18 protein-coding genes, 1 tRNA gene and 1 other annotated feature are annotated in these 17438 nt (G+C 27.6%); of the genes, 3 read left to right on the top strand and 16 right to left on the bottom strand.

The window, feature by feature from the left end:
* Window positions 1-84 precede the first annotated feature (84 nt).
* Window positions 85-291: a hypothetical protein gene (locus CP523_RS14655; protein WP_120140996.1), complete on the top strand. Its 207-nt coding sequence runs from the start codon at window positions 85-87 to the stop codon at window positions 289-291.
* Between the two features lie 501 nt (window positions 292-792).
* Here the strand turns inward: CP523_RS14655 and CP523_RS14650 are convergent.
* From CP523_RS14650 to ytxC, 12 genes are all read right to left on the bottom strand, one after another.
* Window positions 793-2031, bottom strand: a complete 1239-nt coding sequence (locus tag CP523_RS14650) for an IS256 family transposase (protein WP_120140384.1) — start codon at window positions 2029-2031, stop codon at window positions 793-795.
* Between the two features lie 129 nt (window positions 2032-2160).
* A complete protein-coding gene (locus CP523_RS14645) occupies window positions 2161-2805 on the bottom strand; it encodes a cell division protein ZapA (RefSeq protein WP_066678659.1) in 645 nt (214 codons plus the stop codon).
* Between the two features lie 140 nt (window positions 2806-2945).
* Window positions 2946-3752 (bottom strand): DUF368 domain-containing protein, encoded by an 807-nt coding sequence (locus CP523_RS14640; protein ID WP_066678660.1) that lies wholly within the window; start codon window positions 3750-3752, stop codon window positions 2946-2948.
* Window positions 3753-3936: 184 nt separating this feature from the next.
* Complete coding sequence (gene pheT / locus CP523_RS14635) at window positions 3937-6315, bottom strand: phenylalanine--tRNA ligase subunit beta (protein WP_066678661.1); 2379 nt, start codon at window positions 6313-6315, stop codon at window positions 3937-3939.
* Window positions 6316-6330: 15 nt separating this feature from the next.
* Window positions 6331-7350, bottom strand: coding sequence for a phenylalanine--tRNA ligase subunit alpha (gene pheS / locus CP523_RS14630; protein WP_066678666.1), 1020 nt, complete (start codon window positions 7348-7350; stop codon window positions 6331-6333).
* Window positions 7351-7436: 86 nt separating this feature from the next.
* Window positions 7437-7664, bottom strand: a binding site (T-box leader).
* A gap of 67 nt (window positions 7665-7731) precedes the next feature.
* Window positions 7732-8514 carry a TrmH family RNA methyltransferase gene (locus CP523_RS14625; RefSeq protein ID WP_066678668.1) on the bottom strand — a complete coding sequence of 261 codons (783 nt, stop codon included), beginning with the start codon at window positions 8512-8514 and terminating at the stop codon, window positions 7732-7734.
* Between the two features lie 11 nt (window positions 8515-8525).
* On the bottom strand, window positions 8526-9194 hold the full coding sequence (locus CP523_RS14620; protein WP_066678669.1) for a potassium channel family protein: 669 nt from the start codon (window positions 9192-9194) through the stop codon (window positions 8526-8528).
* A gap of 11 nt (window positions 9195-9205) precedes the next feature.
* The gene (locus tag CP523_RS14615; protein WP_066678670.1) at window positions 9206-10546 is read right to left on the bottom strand and encodes a TrkH family potassium uptake protein; all 1341 of its coding nucleotides are present in this window, start codon (window positions 10544-10546) and stop codon (window positions 9206-9208) included.
* Window positions 10547-10681: 135 nt separating this feature from the next.
* A complete protein-coding gene (gene rplT / locus CP523_RS14610) occupies window positions 10682-11041 on the bottom strand; it encodes a 50S ribosomal protein L20 (protein WP_021875897.1) in 360 nt (119 codons plus the stop codon).
* Window positions 11042-11066: 25 nt separating this feature from the next.
* Window positions 11067-11264 (bottom strand): 50S ribosomal protein L35, encoded by a 198-nt coding sequence (gene rpmI / locus CP523_RS14605; protein WP_066678671.1) that lies wholly within the window; start codon window positions 11262-11264, stop codon window positions 11067-11069.
* A gap of 21 nt (window positions 11265-11285) precedes the next feature.
* The gene (infC, locus tag CP523_RS14600; RefSeq protein WP_066678684.1) at window positions 11286-11807 is read right to left on the bottom strand and encodes a translation initiation factor IF-3; all 522 of its coding nucleotides are present in this window, start codon (window positions 11805-11807) and stop codon (window positions 11286-11288) included.
* 207 nt (window positions 11808-12014) lie between these two features.
* The gene (gene ytxC / locus CP523_RS14595; protein WP_066678672.1) at window positions 12015-12905 is read right to left on the bottom strand and encodes a putative sporulation protein YtxC; all 891 of its coding nucleotides are present in this window, start codon (window positions 12903-12905) and stop codon (window positions 12015-12017) included.
* 132 nt (window positions 12906-13037) lie between these two features.
* Here ytxC and CP523_RS14590 point away from each other — a divergent pair, with 132 nt between their 5' ends.
* On the top strand, window positions 13038-13739 hold the full coding sequence (locus CP523_RS14590; RefSeq protein WP_066678674.1) for a DUF6873 family GME fold protein: 702 nt from the start codon (window positions 13038-13040) through the stop codon (window positions 13737-13739).
* 51 nt (window positions 13740-13790) lie between these two features.
* Here the strand turns inward: CP523_RS14590 and CP523_RS14585 are convergent, their stop codons facing one another.
* Window positions 13791-14486, bottom strand: coding sequence for an HDIG domain-containing metalloprotein (locus tag CP523_RS14585; protein ID WP_066678676.1), 696 nt, complete (start codon window positions 14484-14486; stop codon window positions 13791-13793).
* 124 nt (window positions 14487-14610) lie between these two features.
* On the opposite strand from CP523_RS14585, the gene CP523_RS14580 reads away from it, so the two are divergent.
* Window positions 14611-14685: transfer RNA gene (locus CP523_RS14580), tRNA-Cys, on the top strand.
* Between the two features lie 117 nt (window positions 14686-14802).
* Here the strand turns inward: CP523_RS14580 and CP523_RS14575 are convergent.
* The 3 genes from CP523_RS14575 to CP523_RS14565 all read right to left on the bottom strand — a co-directional run bounded on the left by CP523_RS14575 (window position 14803) and on the right by CP523_RS14565 (window position 17409).
* The gene (locus tag CP523_RS14575; RefSeq protein ID WP_066678677.1) at window positions 14803-15294 is read right to left on the bottom strand and encodes a hypothetical protein; all 492 of its coding nucleotides are present in this window, start codon (window positions 15292-15294) and stop codon (window positions 14803-14805) included.
* Window positions 15295-15753: 459 nt separating this feature from the next.
* Window positions 15754-16638: an Hsp33 family molecular chaperone HslO gene (hslO, locus tag CP523_RS14570; protein WP_066678678.1), complete on the bottom strand. Its 885-nt coding sequence runs from the start codon at window positions 16636-16638 to the stop codon at window positions 15754-15756.
* Window positions 16639-16665: 27 nt separating this feature from the next.
* On the bottom strand, window positions 16666-17409 hold the full coding sequence (locus CP523_RS14565; RefSeq protein ID WP_066678686.1) for a class I SAM-dependent DNA methyltransferase: 744 nt from the start codon (window positions 17407-17409) through the stop codon (window positions 16666-16668).
* Window positions 17410-17438 lie beyond the last annotated feature (29 nt).

Raw genomic sequence — 17438 nt, 5'->3', positions numbered from 1 at the left:
TTCATTTATTTATTTATTTACTTATTTTTTAAATTATGTATAATTAATCCATAAAATGTTTTGTTTATTATTTAGCAGGTCATTATGAAAAAGAGAATTAATCTACTAATTATAATTACTCTTTTAATTCTCCTTATATTTGTCTTTATTATTTATTTTAAACAACCTACTATAATTTTTGAAAATAAAAGTAAGGTTCAAACTGAATCTACACTTAAAACATTTTCTAACGAAGGAATCACTATAAAAGAAATAAATTTAAGTACTCTAAGAGATTCTTGTCTTAAATAATTAATTGAAAATAAATCAGCTAATTATGGAATATATAGATTCGAAATTGCAAAAGAAAATAAACAATATTTATTTTTAATGGTATATCTAACGCTTTTGCTGATTTAGAATTTAAAATAAATGATTCTAACTTAATTATCTCTGTAAAAAAAACTGAAGACCAATCAAATAATAATAATAATGAAAAACTACTTCTATTAGAGAAAACTGATATTTGTAATATAAGCTCTATACAAATTAACGTTAAAGATATTAAAAATGATACTTTAACAATATACGACTTCTAACAAAAAAGGTAGAAGAAATTCTCCTACCTTTTTTAAAGAGAGAATAGATAATTCTGTGTAATTATCATTTTTATTATTTTAATATTACTGGAAATTTTCATTTCCAGTAATATTTTTTTATATTTAAGAAATACTAATAATGTTTCTTATTACCTTTTTTAGTATTTCAAAAAAATCTAATAGTATGCATATAATTTATAAAAAGTACAAGCTTTTAAGCTAATTCATCTTTTAATTGATCTTCAAATATTATTGATAGCTCTGCTAACGTAGCACCCCAATTATGTATAGGCTGAGTCCATTTTTCTAGTATCTCCATCGTTGCTAAGTAAACACACTTATTTAAAGATTCATCAGTTGGGAATATGACTCTAACTTTAGTGAATTTACGTATTTGACGATTAAAACCTTCTAAGATATTTGTAGTATAAATCATCTTTCTTATAGTTGGAGAGAAGTCGAAAAATGTTGAAAGGTTACTCCAATTATTATACCAGGAATCTATTACTATTCCATATTTATCTCCCCATCTCTCCTTTAAATTATCTAGCTGTGCTAACGCAAGTTCCTCTGTTGTAGCCTTATAAACCTCCTTCAAATCTTTCATAAATGCTTTTTTATCTTTTGAAGCTATGTATTTTATTGAATTTCTTATTTGATGAACAATACATGTTTGAATATTTACTGATGGAAATACTGTTTTTATAGCTTGTGGAAGCCCTTTTAATCCATCCATACAAGCAATTAAAATTTCTTTTACACCTCTATTTTTTAAATCATTGCAAATTCCTAACCAGAATTTAGCACCTTCAGCTTCATCAACCCATATACCTAAAATATCTTTATATCCTTCCATAGTGTATCCTAAGCATATATAGACAGCCTTGTTAACTATCTTTCCATTACTTCTAACTTTAAAGTACATAGCATCTAAATAAACTATTGGATATATTTTATCTAATGCTCTATTTTGCCATTCGGCGGCGCTAGCAAGCACTTTATCAGTTATTTTAGATACCATCGATGGTGATATAGTTATTCCATATAAGTCTTCAATTTCAGCCTGAATATCAGATGTTGACATACCTTTAGCATATAAAGATATAATCTTTTTATCTAACTCAGTACACACAGTTTCATATTTTTTTATAATTTGTGGCTCAAATTCAGCATTTCTATCACGGGGTACGTCTAGGTCGACGTCACCGAAGGAACTTCTTAAATTTTTGCGACTATAACCATTCCTGTAGTTCTTCTTAGTTTGATCAACTGCTTCTACACGTTCATATTTATTTCTTCCTAGATGTTCTTCCATTTCACCTTCTAATATATTTTCAAGAACATCTTTAACTAATCTTTGTATTAATCCGTTTTTACCCATCACATCATCGATTGTTTTACATCTTTTAATTTCCTCGTTGTAATCAAAGTTGGTATCAATTTTTCTTGTCATAATAATTCCTCCTAATTTATATAGTATATTATTCCAAAACTTCCAACTGTTAATACAAAAAAACAGTAGATAGTTTTGTTTTTACACAAAACTATCTACTGTCTCTTTTTAAATATTCTAAATTAATAATTACTTTCTAAGTAATACATTTTTATTTTTTCTTTCCTTTGCTAATTCTATTTGTAAATCTACAAGTTTATTTTCTAAATCTAATACCTTATATTTAGAGTTTTGAAGTTGAAATTTTATATCCTTATTTCTTTCTTCCAAAAGCCGCTTTTGTTTAATATTTTTCTTTAACTCTTCTTCCATTATAACAACTTCTTGTCCAAGTTTTTCAAATTTTTCTTTATATTCATCATCGCTTTTTTTATCTTCAAGTACTTCCACTAATTTCTCTGCATTTTCTAGTCTTTCTTCCATTGAAGAAATTATGGCTTGTAATTTTTTTATTTCATCATCTTTTTCATTTATTATTTTATCATATTCGCTTTTTATTTCTTTTATTCGTTCACTAAAGATTATTTTTTTCTCTTCTAAAGTATTACGATCCTTAATTAAATTTTCTATTTCCATATCTGCTTTAAACAATTCATCTGCAATATTTAAAGAAACAAGGGTAGCTGCTGCGGTAGAACTAAGTTTTTTATTATTTCCCATAATATCTTTTACTTTTCCATCTACATATTCTGCGATTTGTAGTAAATACTTTTCGTTTTCTCTTCCTTTTAAATTATATTCTATTCCATTTATCTTAATCGTTACCGTATTCATATTACACCTCATAAATATTTTAAAACTGTACTTTTATTATATTTTACCATAAAAATAACATATATGAAATGATATCATATTTATTATTTCATAAAATGTAAAAAGGATAACTGAAAAATTTAGTTATCCTTTTTAATAATTTATTCTTTTTTTCCTAACATATATGATATTAAAAAACCTATTATAAAATCACTAATAGACACTAATATCATAAACCCATTTCCAATACCACTATATATTCCAAAAATAGAACCTAGTATAAGACCTAGTATTATAAAATATACTGTTTGTGGATATTTATTAAATAATGTTTCAATAACTTTAGTCATTGTAATAAAACCTAATAAAACTCCCACTGCAACTACTATTAAAACAGGAATATTAAATTCTTTTACAGCATTTACTATTGGATAATACATACCTATCATAATTAATATAAATGATCCACTAACTCCTGGCAAAATCATTGTTGCAGCTGCTACAAATCCAGCTATAAGTAATATTATTATAGTTCCAATTGAAAGTTCTGATACAACTTTAATAGCACCTTCTGCCTCTCCCACAATTCCCATTATAGCTAATAAAACAAATGCTATAACAAACCAAACATAGTTTGATTTGTTTACTTGGCTTTCTGTAGCCTTTTTAAATATTAAAGGTGCACTTCCTAATATAAGACCTATAAAAAATAGATTTGTTTGGGAAGGATAGTTATCTAATAAAAATGTTATTAAATTGCTAAATGCTAATATTCCAATAGCTGCTCCAATTGCTAATTCAGCTAAAAATAACCCATTTTTCTTCCAATCTTTGAAAAAGTTAATTACTGAAGATATAATTTTATCATATATCCCTAAAACTACTGCCATTGTTCCCCCACTCACTCCTGGTATTATATTAGAAATACCAATAGCCATCCCCTTTAACATGTTTATTAAATTTTTCATTAACTACTCTCCTTTATAATAAATAATATTTTATAATAAAATAAATCCGATTATAATTTTATCATATTTTGGAATTATTTTGCATATATTCATATAATATTTACTTAATTGAAATGTATATATATTAAAAAGAGAGAATTCTATTATCTAGAAATTCTCTCTTTTCATATTAATTATTAAATCTTTATCTTAAAGTTGCACCTAATTTATATTCAAGACTTCTTAATATTTTATCATGAACTTTATTTACATCTTTATCAGTTAATGTCTTTTTCTCATCTCTATATGCTATTGCATAAGCTATACTCTTTTTACCTTCTGGTATTTGAGCTCCTTTATAAATATCAAATAACTTTACTTTTTCAACTAGATTTCCTCCAGCTTTTCTTATTGTATCTTCTATTTCTTGAACTAAGACTTCATCATTAACCAATAACGCAATATCTCTTGTTACTGCCGGGAACTTTGGAAGAGGTTTATAACTCTTTGTAACTTCTGCATTGTCAAATAAAACATCTAAATCTAACTCAGCTATATAGCAATCTATATCTACCCCATATTCTTCAGTTACATCTGGATGAATTTCTCCTAAAACACCTGCTTTAGATTTTCCTACCATTAATGCTGCTGTCTTTCCTGGATGATAACTTGGATTTTCAGATTCTCTTACATATGAAACTTTAGTTACACCAAGTCCATCTATAACATTCTCTACTATTCCTTTAATGTGTAAATAATCACATTCACCATATATTCCTATAGTTAATACATTTCTTTCTTTAGGTAATTTAGTTTCATCTTCATTTGGAATATACACCTTTCCAACTTCAAATAATCTTACATAATCATTATTTCTTGAATAATTTCTACCTAAAGATTCCATCATAGAATGAATAGTTGTAGTTCTCATTACAGAGTAATCTTCTCCAAGTGGATTTTTAATTTTAACTACATTTCTAAGTTCACTATCCATAGGTAGCTTAATTTTATCAAAAACCTTTGGTGAAACAAATGAATAACTTATTGATTGATTAAGTCCACTTGAAATCATAGTATCTATTACATTTTCTGTTAATAATTCACTTTTATATTTAGGCTCTCTTTCTGTTGAAACCTTAAATATAGTTGTAGGAATGTTATCATATCCATATATTCTTGCTATTTCTTCTGCTATATCTTCTTTAATTGCTATATCAATTCTAAATGTTGGAATAGTTACAATTAGATTTTCTCCTTCTATAGCTGTATCTAAATCTAAAGAATCTAAGCATCTTTTCATTTCTTCCTTAGATATATCTGTTCCTAAGAAAGTATTTATCCAATTTGAATCTACTTTTATACTTCCAATTTCTTTTTTATTATTATATATATCAATTGTGCCTTCCATTATTTCACCGCACTCTAATTCTTCAATTAAAGCACAAGCTCTGTCTAAAGCTAAAGCAGCTAAGTTTGGATCTATATCTTTTTCAAATCTTGATGAACTTTCGGTTCTTAAATTTAATTTCTTTGCATTAACTCTTATATTAGTACCATCAAAGTTTGCACATTCAAATACAACCTCTTTAGTATCTTCCTTTATTTCTGAGTTTAATCCACCCATTATTCCAGCTAAAGCTATTGTATTATTATCATCTTTTATACATAAAAAGCTTTCATCTAATTCTCTTTCTATTTCATCTAAAGTTGTAAACTTTTCTCCTTGATTAGCTCTAGAAACAACTATCTTATTGCTTTTTATTTCTCTCTTGTCAAAAGCATGCATTGGTTCCCCTAATTCAAGCATAACGAAATTAGTTATGTCTACTATATTGTTTATAGGCCTAACTCCAGCTTCTAAAAGTCTTTCTTGCATCCATGATGGTGATGGAGCTACCTTTACATTCTTAACTCCTCTTGCCATATATCTTCTGCATAGGTCATCTTTAACTTCTACTTTTAATTCATCATTAATATTAGCTGAATTTTTAACAACATAAGTAAAGTTTGGCATCTTATAAGTGGATCTTATTGTAGCAGCTGTTTCTCTTGCCATTCCTAAAATACTTAAACAATCAGGTCTATTTGATGTTATTTCAAAATCTAAGATTGCCTTATTAAGGCCTAAATACTTTTTAATATCCATACCTACAGGAGCATCTTGTGGTAAAATCATTAAACCATGTACTGGTTCATCTCCAGCTATTCCAAGCTCCTCTTCTGAGCAGAACATACCATTTGAAACTATACCTCTTAGTTTGCCTTTTTTAATTTCTGTTCCATCTGCAAGTATTGACTTATGAAGAGCTACAGGTACTATATCCTGCTCCTTCATATTTGTTGCAGCTGTAACTATTTGTATAGTTTCTTCAGCTCCTATATCAACTTGGCATATCTTTAATTTATCTGCATCTGGATGCTGAGTTATATCTACAATTTTACAAGTTACAACATTTTGAATTGTATCTCCTTGTATTATTACCTCTTCTACTGCTGAACCTGATAAAGTTAATTTATCTCCTAATTCTTTTGCATCTATATTTACTTCTACATAATCTTTTAACCAATTAAATGGTACCTTCATCTTTTTTACCTCCTACTAAAATTGATTTAAGAATCTCATATCACTTTCGTATAATAATCTAATATCATCTATTCCATACTTAAGCATAACCATTCTATCTACACCAAATCCAAAAGCAAAACCACTATAAACCTCAGGATCTATTCCACAATTTCTTAAAACTTGAGGATGAACCATACCACAACCTAATAGTTCTATCCAACCACTACCTTTACATACTCTACAACCTTCACCTTGACATACAAAACATGTTGCATCCATTTCTGCTGAAGGTTCTGTAAATGGAAAGTGATGAGGTCTAAATTTAGTTTTAACCTTATCTCCGAACATTTTCTTTGCAAATAATTCTAAAGTACCTTTAAGATCTGCAAAAGTTACTCCCTTATCTATAACTAACCCTTCCATTTGATAGAAAATTGGTGAGTGTGTTGCATCAACGGCATCTGATCTATATACTTTACCTGGTGCAATCATCTTTATCGGCGGTTGTTGATCTTCCATTACTCTTATTTGAACCGGTGAAGTTTGAGTTCTTAATACTAAATTATCATTTATGTAGAAAGTATCTTGTTCACTTCTTGCTGGATGATTCTTAGGTATATTTAAAGCTTCAAAGTTATAATGATCTAGCTCTACTTCTGGACCTTCTTCTACTGTGAATCCCATTGAAATAAATATATTCTTCATACTTTCTAATGTTAAATCTAATGGATGTCTTTTACCTATAACATTTTTTTTACCTGGAAGAGATATATCTATTACCTCTGATGCTAACTTAGCATTCTTTTCTTTTTCCTTAATTCCTTTTGAAGTTTCTTCAATTTTATCCTCTACTTCTTTTTTAATAACATTTACAAGTTTACCTACAACTGGTCTTTCTTCAGCTGATAAAGCTCCCATGCCTCTTAATATAGTAGTTAATTCTCCCTTTTTACCTAAATACTTAACTCTAATTTCTTCAAGTACTACACTACTATTAACTTCTTGTAACTCTTTAAATGCAGCTTCTTTAATTGCTATTAGTTTTTCTTGCATTTTCATATCCTCCTTATTTATTAATTAATACTAAAAACAGTTTTAATTTAATAATTAATTTTGCGTATAAAAAAACTCCATCCCATAAAAGGGACGGAGTATCCGCGCTACCACCCTAATTAGTTTTAAAGATATACATGCTTTAAAACTCAACTTAATTAAAATAACGGTATTACCGCTAGCAACTACTCTAATTTCATAGCTAGAACTCCTGAGTGAACTTCAATATAAATCTATTTTGAAGTAGCTTTCAGTCTAAGACCACTTCTCCCTGAAAAATTCATTATATCTACTCTCTCATTCACTGTCTTTACATATTTATTTACAATTCATTATACAAATAAAGCTAATTAAATTCAATAGAAATTTTTATATAATCTATTATTGTAAGTTTTGTCTAACCTTTTCAAACAATATTATAGATGTGGCAACTGCAACATTTAACGATTCAGCACCACCAGGCATAGGAATTTTCACTTTCTTATCTGATAAAGAAAATATTTCTTCACTTATACCATTTCCTTCATTTCCAACTGATAAAATTACTTTTCCTCTTAAATCTTCCTTAAAAAAATCTTTTGATTCTTCTAAAGATGTTGAAACAAGACTAAAACCTTCATTTCTTAACTTATTTAAAAAATTTAAATTTTCATCTTCATATATTATTGGTACATAAAAGATAGAACCCATAGTTGATCTTATAGTTTTATCATTATATATATCTACTGTGCCTTTAGTTAATATTATTCCATCTACTCCTGCTGCATGAGCTGTTCTTATAATAGTTCCTAAGTTACCTGGATCTTGAACCTTGTCACATAAAAGGTAGAAATCACCATTTATTTCCTTAGGCATTTCTCTATTCTTTACTACTGCAACAACACCTTGAGGATGCTCTGTAGAAGTAAGTTGTGATATTAGATTCCCACTAAGAACATATATTTTACTATTTTTATCAATATATTCACTTAAATATTCATTTAACTTATTTTGTGATTCTTCTGATAGAATAATATATTCAACCTGCATATTAGCTTTAAAAGCTTCTTCTATAAGCCTAAACCCTTCGATTATATATTTACCTTCTTTATTTCTATTTTTCTTTTCTTTTAACTTCTTAGTTGCTTTAAATAAAGCATTATCCTTACTTTCTATATAAATCAATTTGCACCTCGTTAATTTAATTTAACAATTACACCTTCTAATTTACTTAAGTCTTCAGCTGAACCAATAGCAACTATTACATCCTTAGCATTAACTTTATCTTGTGCTGATGGTGTTAAATTAATTTCATCACCATTTTTAATAGCCATTACATTTATTCCATATTTACTTCTAAGTCTTAATTCGTCAAGAGTTTTTCCGTCCCACTCATCTAATGCTTGTATTTCCATAATACTATAATCTGGTGAAAGCTCTATATAGTCTACTATACTTGCTGAAACTAAATTGTGTGCAACCCTTACTCCCATATCCTTTTCTGGAAGCACAACTCTGTCTGCACCTATTTTATATAAAACTTTAGCATGTAAATCACTATGACCCTTAGCTATTATATATTTAACACCTAACTCTTTAACTAATAAAGTTGCCATTACACTTGCTTGAATATTTGATCCTATAGTAACTACTGCAACATCAAAATTTCTTAATCCTAAAGATCTTAGGGCATTTTCATCTGTTGCATCCAATTGAACTGCATGAGTTACACTATCTGAGATTTCTTGTACTAAATCTCCATCCATATCTATTGCTAATACGTCATTTCCTAAAGCATATAGAGTTTTTGCTACTGAATGACCAAATCTTCCTAATCCTAATACTACAAATTGTTTATTTGCCATAGTTTTCTCTCCTAACCAATTAAAATCTTTCCTTCTGGATATTTATACCCTGATTTCTTTCTTCTTCTTGTTAATGCTAATGCTACTGTTAATGGACCAACTCTTCCGAAATACATCATTAACATAATTAATACTTTACCTATCTTACTTAAGTTAGGAGTCAACCCCGTAGTTAATCCTACTGTTCCAAAGGCAGAAGTTGTCTCATATAGTAAGTCCATAAATGTTGCTCCTACTTCTGTATAAGATAACATCATAGTTACTACTATTATTAATCCAACACCTATAAATAACAAAGCAAATGCTTTATATACTAACTCTTTAGAAAAGCGTCTTCCAAACACCTCAGTATCTTCTCTTCCCTTTATAACAGAAATTACAGTTAAGATTATTATACCAAATGTTGATGTTTTTAATCCCCCTGCTGTTGAGCCTGGTGATCCTCCAATAAACATAAGTAAAATAGTTAAGAATTTACCTGCCATTGTCATATCTGCAAGTGGAACACTATTAAAACCTGCTGTTCTCGGGCTTACAGATGCAAAAAAAGCGTTTAATACTTTATCTTTAAAATTCATACTTCCTAATGTAGCAGGATTTCTAATTTCAAATATAAACATTAATATTGTTCCGCCAAATATAAGTACTAAAGTCATTAATATTACAATCTTAGCATGTACTGTTAATTTTTTCCCACTTTTATAGTGATATATTTCAAGCCAAACAGTAAATCCTATACCACTGATAATTATTAATGCACTTATAACTAATATTATAACTACATTACTAGAATATCCAACTAGACTATTCCCAAATAAATCAAACCCAGCATTACAAAAGGCTGAAATGGAATGAAATATGCTATAAAATATCCCTGTCTTTAATCCATACTGTGGTATAAACTGTGTTGACATTAAAAGAGCTCCAAAAAGCTGAACTGCAAAAGTAAATCCAAATACATATCTAACCATACTAACAAGCCCTTGAAGGTTAAATGTATTCATAGCCTCTTGCATTACTAATCTTTCTCTTAATGTAATCTTTTTTCCTATCATAATTGCAATTAAAGTAGTAAAGGACATAAATCCTAAACCACCAATTTCAATTAACATCATTATAATAGTTTGACCAAAAGTACTCCAATGAGCGCTAGTATTTAATGTTACAAGACCAGTAACACAAACTGCTGAAGTTGATGTAAATAATGCATCAAGAAAATTAGTGCTTTCTTTACTAGCTGATGAAATTGGTAAGGATAAAATAATACCACCTAATAAAATAAAACTTAAAAAACCTAATGCTAAAATTTGTACTCCATTTAATTTTATCTTTTTCTTTAATTTAAACCGCATATACTCACCTCAAAGGTATTATGTAAATTATTATAGTTATAACTCTTTAACTATTATACACTATTTTGTATAAAGTATAAGGTGTTTTTTGAAATTTTTATAAATAAAAAATGCGACCTTTAGGTCGCATTATTATTACTTGTTTAATTGGCTTTTAGCTACTTCTACTAAGTCAGCAAATGCCTTTGGATCATTTATAGCTATTTCTGATAACATCTTTCTGTTCATATCAATTCCAGCTAATTTGATTCCGTTTATGAATTTTGAATATGAAAGACCATTCATTCTTGTAGCAGCATTTATTCTTGCTATCCAAAGTCTTCTAAAGTCTCTCTTCTTTAATCTTCTTCCAACGTAAGCATTTCTTAAAGCTCTGATTACTGATTCATTAGCAGTCTTAAATAATCTGCTTTTTCCACCGTAATATCCCTTTGCAAGCTTTAAAACTTTTTTATGATTCTTACGAGCGTTTACTGCTCTTTTAACTCTTGCCATATTTTAATCCTCCTGTAAACCTATATTATAGATATGGTAATAATTTCTTCATTGCTTTTTCTTGAGTTGTTGAAACATAAGCAGCTTTTCTTAAGTTTCTCTTTCTCTTAGCACTTTTCTTTGTTAAGATATGGCTCTTAAAAGCTTTAGCTCTCTTAAGTCTTCCAGTACCTGTCTTCTTAAATCTTTTTGCTGCACCTCTATGTGTCTTCATTTTTGGCATGATAAAAATCCTCCTCTCAGATTATGCTTTTTTAGGGCCTAAAATCATTGTCATATTTCTTCCTTCTTGCTTAGCTGACTTTTCAACTATGCAAACATCTTCTAGTTTTGAAGCAAAATTATCAAGGATTTTCTTGCCTAGATGTCCTAATTCTGCTTCTCTACCTCTAAATCTAACAGTAACTTTAACCTTATCCCCGTCTAATAGGAACTTTCTAGCATTTTTAGCTTTAATTGCTATATCGTGTTCTTCGATGTTAAGACTACATCTCACTTCTTTAACACTAGTAATTTTTTGTTTCTTTTTGGCTTCTTTTTCTTTTTTAGATTGCTCATATATAAACTTACCTAAATCCATTACTTTGCATACTGGTGGCTTAGCACTTGGAGAAATCATTACCAAATCTAATTCTCTCTCCTCAGCAATCTTAAGAGCTTCAGTAGTCGCTATAACTCCTAATTGACTTCCATCTGAATCTATAACTCTTACTTCTTTCTCTCTTATATTTTCATTAACAGAATAATTTTTATTAATATTATTCACCTCCGATAAAGTATACCAATGAAAAAACACTGTATAATAAAAAGGACGGCATTCGCCGTCCTCATTATCCTATATAAACTAGATTTATAACTAGTTATCACTCGATAGATAATTACCTTACTAAGCTTTGCCGTAAGGTGAGAAACGGCTGTGTTTCTTCTTGACAAAACTTATTCTATCACCAATTAGTTTTTCTGTCAATATATTTTAAAATTTTATTTTTTCTATACTGCAAAGATTACAACCTTCACAATATTTAACTCTATCAGTAAATACATTAACTATGGTATCTAAAAATTCATTATTAATACAATTTTCCTTACCATGTATAATAATCTTTTTAGGCGCATTGGTTATAAGTCCGCTAATTATAACATCTTCCATTTTTGCATCATTATCTATTTTACACTCTGCCAATTCTTTTAAAAACTCTTGAAATATGTTATTTCCCAAATGATCTGTTATTAAATAACCTCCTCCATCTTTTATAAATATATCTACCTCTTCTAATTTACTTTCTTGAATTTCTACAAAGTATTTTAATAATTTAACAAATTCTTTATACTCTTTTTCTACCATATAATTTTCTATTACTTTATCTATAATATTTTCAATATCCCCCCTTAACTCTTTCATCCTAAAAGTAATAAATCCATCTATGTTTATTTCAAAGTTTTCCTCTAAACATTCTTTAATCTTTTCTATTACCGAATTCATTTTATTCATACAATAAACAAGATTTTCATCATTTACAGCTTCTTCACACAACAATACTTTCATTATTTGATCTTCCACTTCTAATACCTCTTCCTGTTTTAAGAAAAAATAATTATCTATTAGAAAATCAAACATTTCCTTATCTTTATATTTTTCAATTACAATTTTATATAAAATATTACTTATATATAAATTAATAATGTTCTTTATTTTTTCATTATAATCATCGTCATCACAAAGAACCTTAACAATATGAGTATTTAATTCAACACTTTCAACAACTCCAATTGTTACGTCTTTTTTCTTAAGAATAGTCCTTAAATCCTGAATCTCTCTAATAAAATCTAGGTCATCATTATATACAAGCTTTAGTACGATCATGGATTACACTCCCTTCTTAATATTAGTATGTATTAATTTTTTTACTCTATTCAAAATTATTTTTATAAAATAGTTTTATTTCAATTATAAATAGATTAAAATCAAAATATAATATACGTAAGGGGTAATAACATGTTTTGCTTTATAGATTATAGAACTACGAAAATTGAACGTGAAAATCTTCAGCGCTTAGATTTTAATTGTATTGAAATACCTAAATGTAAAAACTTATATCCAGCTATAGATGGTCATGTAGATATACAATTAAATATTTTAAATATAAAATCCAAGGAAGTAATAATACATAAAGATATTGATGAGTCTTTTAAACTAAATCTTTTAAAACAAGGAATTAGCTATATAGAAACTAACAATTCACTTTCTCCTAAATATCCTAATGATGTACTTATAAATGCCTTAATTCTGGATAATTACTTTATACATAATTTAAAATTTACAGACTCTAATCTTTTAAAGACTCAAGATAATAAAATTAAAATACATGTAAAACAAGGTTACACCAAATGCTCATGTCTCCCTATAAATGAAAAAGCACTTATCACTAATGATACATCCATATATAAAGAGCTTACAAAAAATGATTTTGATGTTCTTTTACTTCCACCCGGTGATATCTCTTTGCCTGGTCTAAATTATGGTTTTATAGGTGGAACTGGTGGAATGATTTCTAAAAATACTATAGCCTTTTTTGGAAGCTTAGATAATTATTTATATGGTGAAAAAGTTAAAAGCTTTTTATATAAATATGATGTTTATCCAATATATCTATCAGAAGGAAAGCTTAATGATAGAGGTAGTCTCTTAATACTATAGCTATCTTATATAGTACGTTAATAAATAATAAATGTTGATAAGAAATATTAACTAAAATATTTCTTTTAAACTACATTCTTTTCTTTCTATATAAGATAAAATTTCTTTTATATCTTTATATTGACAATTAGCCTCTTTTTCTATTTTTCCTAATATTGATTTAAGTTCACAAAAGATATTTTTTCTATCTTTTGTGTCTTTATTACCTCTTCCTAATTTATCACAAGTAAATATAAGCATTAAATCTTTTATATTATTAGTATCAATAAGTCCTTTCATATCTCCAAAAGGTAAGTTCTTATCTATATAAATATGATGCATATGAAATTTAACTAACGTCTCTACCCTTAAATTAAACCTTTTATCACTTGATACTAATGAAAGTATATCTCTTACTATGTTAGCGCCTGCTGTATCATGATCATAAGATCTCCATCTTCCTCTAATCCATTTTGTGTTTGTTACCTTACCTACATCATGTAAAAGAGCTGCCCACATAAAACTCCTTTTATCATCAGCAAAATTTGAAACTTCTGCTGCTTTATCTGTAACCATACATGTATGATTCCATACATTTCCTTCTGGATGAAACCTTTTTTCTTGTTCTATCCCTTCTAACTTATTTAATATATTGAATTTGCTTTCTTTAAATTCTTTATCATTTCTAATTGAATTAATAAAATATGATGGAAATTCTTCACATTTTAAAATATTATCTAATTTTTTAAAAACTTCTTCATCATTCATTTTACTACCTCCTCATAAGTTATAATAATATTATTTCATTTAATTTAAAAAATTATTAAAAGTATGTATCAAAATTCTTTAAAAAGCATAAATATATAATATAAACAATTTAATAAATGATTATGGCGCTATAGCCAAGTGGTAAGGCAGAGGTCTGCAAAACCTTTATTCATCAGTTCAAATCTGATTGGCGCCTCCAAAGTAAAAATAGCTAGTGAACTTATCACTAGCTATTTTTCATATATACATCAGCACTTAATATTATATATGTGATGCCTTTCATAATTAATCTTTATTACAATATACTTTCACTATTTTAGTTTTCCTTGTTTAAATAAAGTCTTGCCTTTTTAACTGTATTTTCTGTATTTGTATATATCCACTCATAATCAACATCTGGTATAAATACATCTACTTTACAGGTACTATCATCTAACCACACAATAGCTTCCCCTGTATCTACAACTTTAAACTCTCCCATATCTTCTATATCTAGATAAGAACCATACGGCACGTCTTCTGGCATTGCTATAACATTTTCTCCATGATCCTTTAAAGGAACTCCTATTCTATCATTATGTCCACCTTGAAGTGAGTCATTAATATTTGTATAGTAAGTTATATAAACCGTTATGTCTTTATAATTAGCTTTCTTAGTTTCTTCCTTTACAGTTTCAACCTTTGCTGACATCTCTGATATTACTCTTGGATTTTTAGCTTCGATTTTTTTTGGTGTATTTTCTATAGTACCCGGTGATAAATTAAATAGAAACATTGCTAAAGTAAGTACACCTAAATTCTGTAACATATTATAATTACAACTCCTTTTTTAGTCTTATATATTTAAGAGGTTTATTATTTACATATTTTACTATATATTTCTTTGCTATTACAAACCTCTATATTTTGTATAAAAATAGTTTAAAATCTATATTGCTTATTTTTTACAGTTTTTCTATATTTTATACAATTTTATAAGATATATTTTAATTTAAAGTACATTGCTTTTATCTCTCCTAAGACTTTTTTCGACATCTTTTTTTTACGAGTTCAAATTATAACATATTACTTAGAATTGAAAAGTGGTTATTATAGCTATTAATTAAAATTAAATTTATAAAACTCCCTTTGTTAACGTTTTTTTGAGTTTTTTCTACTAAACTATTTTTATTAATTAAATTTTTTTGCTCTAAATTGTATATTTTCGCAAAATTCAAAGAGTTAGAATTATTTCAAAAAATTAATTCTAACCCTTTAAATATCTATTTTATTTAGTTTTTATTTTCTCTAAAAGATCTCCTATTTCTTCACTTGTAAATTTATAAGATTTATTACAAAAATGACATTTTAATTCTTCTTCTTTTCCATCATTATATATTTCACTTAGTTCCTTTTCACCTATAGATATTAGAGCCCTTTCAACTCTTTCTCTAGAACAATTACATGTGTATTTTGGTTCAATTTCCTCTAAAATCTTTAAATCCATTCCTTCAAAAATGAATTCAAGAACCTTTTTTATATCTCCATGCTCTTCTAACATTTTTGTTATTGATGGTATTTCTTCTAATCTATATGTAATTAAATCTGCTAATAATTCATCTGCATTAGGCATCATTTGAATTATGAATCCACCAGCTACCTTTATTGATAAGTCTCTATCTACCAAAACTCCTAAAGAAACAGCTGAAGGTGTTTGTTCTGATACAGTAAAATAATATGCTAAATCTTCCCCTATTTCTCCTGTTAATATAGGAACTTGCCCAACATATGGATCTTTCATCCCTAAATCTTTAATAACAATAAAATCTCCATCTTTTCCAATGTATCCACCAACATCTAATTTTCCTTTTTCATTTAATGGCAAATTACCATAAGGATTTCCTATAAACCCTTTAACCTTAGCGCCTTCATAAGCAGTTACAGTTATTCCCTTAGCTTCTCCACCACCATTTATTTTTAAAGACATTACTTCTTTTTCAGATTTTAATGTTATTCCCATTAAGGCTCCTGCTGTTAACATCCTTCCTAAAGCTGCTGAAGCAACAGGTGTACATTCGTGAATCTTACTTCCTTCATTTACTAAATTAGTAGTCTCTCCTGCTATAATTCTTACCATTCCATCTTTCGCTGTTGCTCTTATAATTTTATCCATAAAATTTACCTCCAAACATTTCTAATCTTAATTTGTAACTTTTTTTACTACATACATTATTCTTTCACTTTTATCTGATACATTCTCTTTAGAATATCCAGAACATTTCTCTAAAACTTGTAAACCTACCATACTTAATATAGATTCTAAATAAGATTCCTTATAAGCTCTTTCTAAATGCTCCTCTTCAAATCTTTCATAAAACTCTCCCTTTTTTACGAAAAAAGTTAAAAACATACTTAATAAATTATCTTCAAATGTATTTTCCCAAGTATAGAACACTTCTTCTTCACTATATGTATAAATATTATTCCCTAATATTTCTGATAATTTATAATAAGAATTTATATCAAATATAAAAATTCCTTCATCGCTTAAATGTTCTTTTACTCCTTTGAAATAATTTATTAAACTTTCTTCTTCTATTATATAGTTTGTTGAATCTAATACTGAAGTTATTAAATCGAACTTTCTATTTAAGCTAAGTTCAGCCATATCTTGACATATAACTTTGCACTTTACTCTTTTTTCTTTAAACTTGTCGAAAGCCTCTCTTAACATGTCTTCTGAAAGGTCTACTGCATAATTATCTTTAAAGTATTTTGCAAGTCTTACAGTAACATTCCCAGTTCCACATGCAATATCTAAATAATTAGTAAAATCTACATTATATTTAGAGCAAACCTCAATAATTCTATTAACCATTTCATCATAATTAATATCCTCATTAATTAGTTCATCATATATTTTAGCAAATTCTCCGTATGCCATATCTCTCCCCCGTGAACTATTTTTATTTC

Origin of the sequence: Clostridium septicum (assembly GCF_003606265.1) — a bacterium.
Classification (GTDB): domain Bacteria; phylum Bacillota; class Clostridia; order Clostridiales; family Clostridiaceae; genus Clostridium; species Clostridium septicum.
This window is presented reverse-complemented; position numbering and strand designations above follow the sequence as displayed.

What these genes read in the sequence shown, in the direction of transcription:
- rplT (WP_021875897.1), bottom strand. Translation starts at nt 11,041, where the DNA reads ATGGCAAGAGTTAAAAGAGCAGTAAACGCTCGTAAGAATCATAAAAAA.
- CP523_RS14640 (WP_066678660.1), bottom strand. Translation starts at nt 3,752, where the DNA reads ATGAAAAATTTAATAAACATGTTAAAGGGGATGGCTATTGGTATTTCT.
- CP523_RS14585 (WP_066678676.1), bottom strand. Translation starts at nt 14,486, where the DNA reads ATGAATGATGAAGAAGTTTTTAAAAAATTAGATAATATTTTAAAATGT.
- CP523_RS14620 (WP_066678669.1), bottom strand. Translation starts at nt 9,194, where the DNA reads ATGGCAAATAAACAATTTGTAGTATTAGGATTAGGAAGATTTGGTCAT.
- rpmI (WP_066678671.1), bottom strand. Translation starts at nt 11,264, where the DNA reads ATGCCAAAAATGAAGACACATAGAGGTGCAGCAAAAAGATTTAAGAAG.
- CP523_RS14645 (WP_066678659.1), bottom strand. Translation starts at nt 2,805, where the DNA reads ATGAATACGGTAACGATTAAGATAAATGGAATAGAATATAATTTAAAA.
- hslO (WP_066678678.1), bottom strand. Translation starts at nt 16,638, where the DNA reads ATGGATAAAATTATAAGAGCAACAGCGAAAGATGGAATGGTAAGAATT.
- ytxC (WP_066678672.1), bottom strand. Translation starts at nt 12,905, where the DNA reads ATGATCGTACTAAAGCTTGTATATAATGATGACCTAGATTTTATTAGA.
- CP523_RS14650 (WP_120140384.1), bottom strand. Translation starts at nt 2,031, where the DNA reads ATGACAAGAAAAATTGATACCAACTTTGATTACAACGAGGAAATTAAA.
- CP523_RS14590 (WP_066678674.1), top strand. Translation starts at nt 13,038, where the DNA reads ATGTTTTGCTTTATAGATTATAGAACTACGAAAATTGAACGTGAAAAT.
- CP523_RS14565 (WP_066678686.1), bottom strand. Translation starts at nt 17,409, where the DNA reads ATGGCATACGGAGAATTTGCTAAAATATATGATGAACTAATTAATGAG.
- pheS (WP_066678666.1), bottom strand. Translation starts at nt 7,350, where the DNA reads ATGCAAGAAAAACTAATAGCAATTAAAGAAGCTGCATTTAAAGAGTTA.
- CP523_RS14575 (WP_066678677.1), bottom strand. Translation starts at nt 15,294, where the DNA reads ATGTTACAGAATTTAGGTGTACTTACTTTAGCAATGTTTCTATTTAAT.
- pheT (WP_066678661.1), bottom strand. Translation starts at nt 6,315, where the DNA reads ATGAAGGTACCATTTAATTGGTTAAAAGATTATGTAGAAGTAAATATA.
- CP523_RS14615 (WP_066678670.1), bottom strand. Translation starts at nt 10,546, where the DNA reads ATGCGGTTTAAATTAAAGAAAAAGATAAAATTAAATGGAGTACAAATT.
- CP523_RS14655 (WP_120140996.1), top strand. Translation starts at nt 85, where the DNA reads ATGAAAAAGAGAATTAATCTACTAATTATAATTACTCTTTTAATTCTC.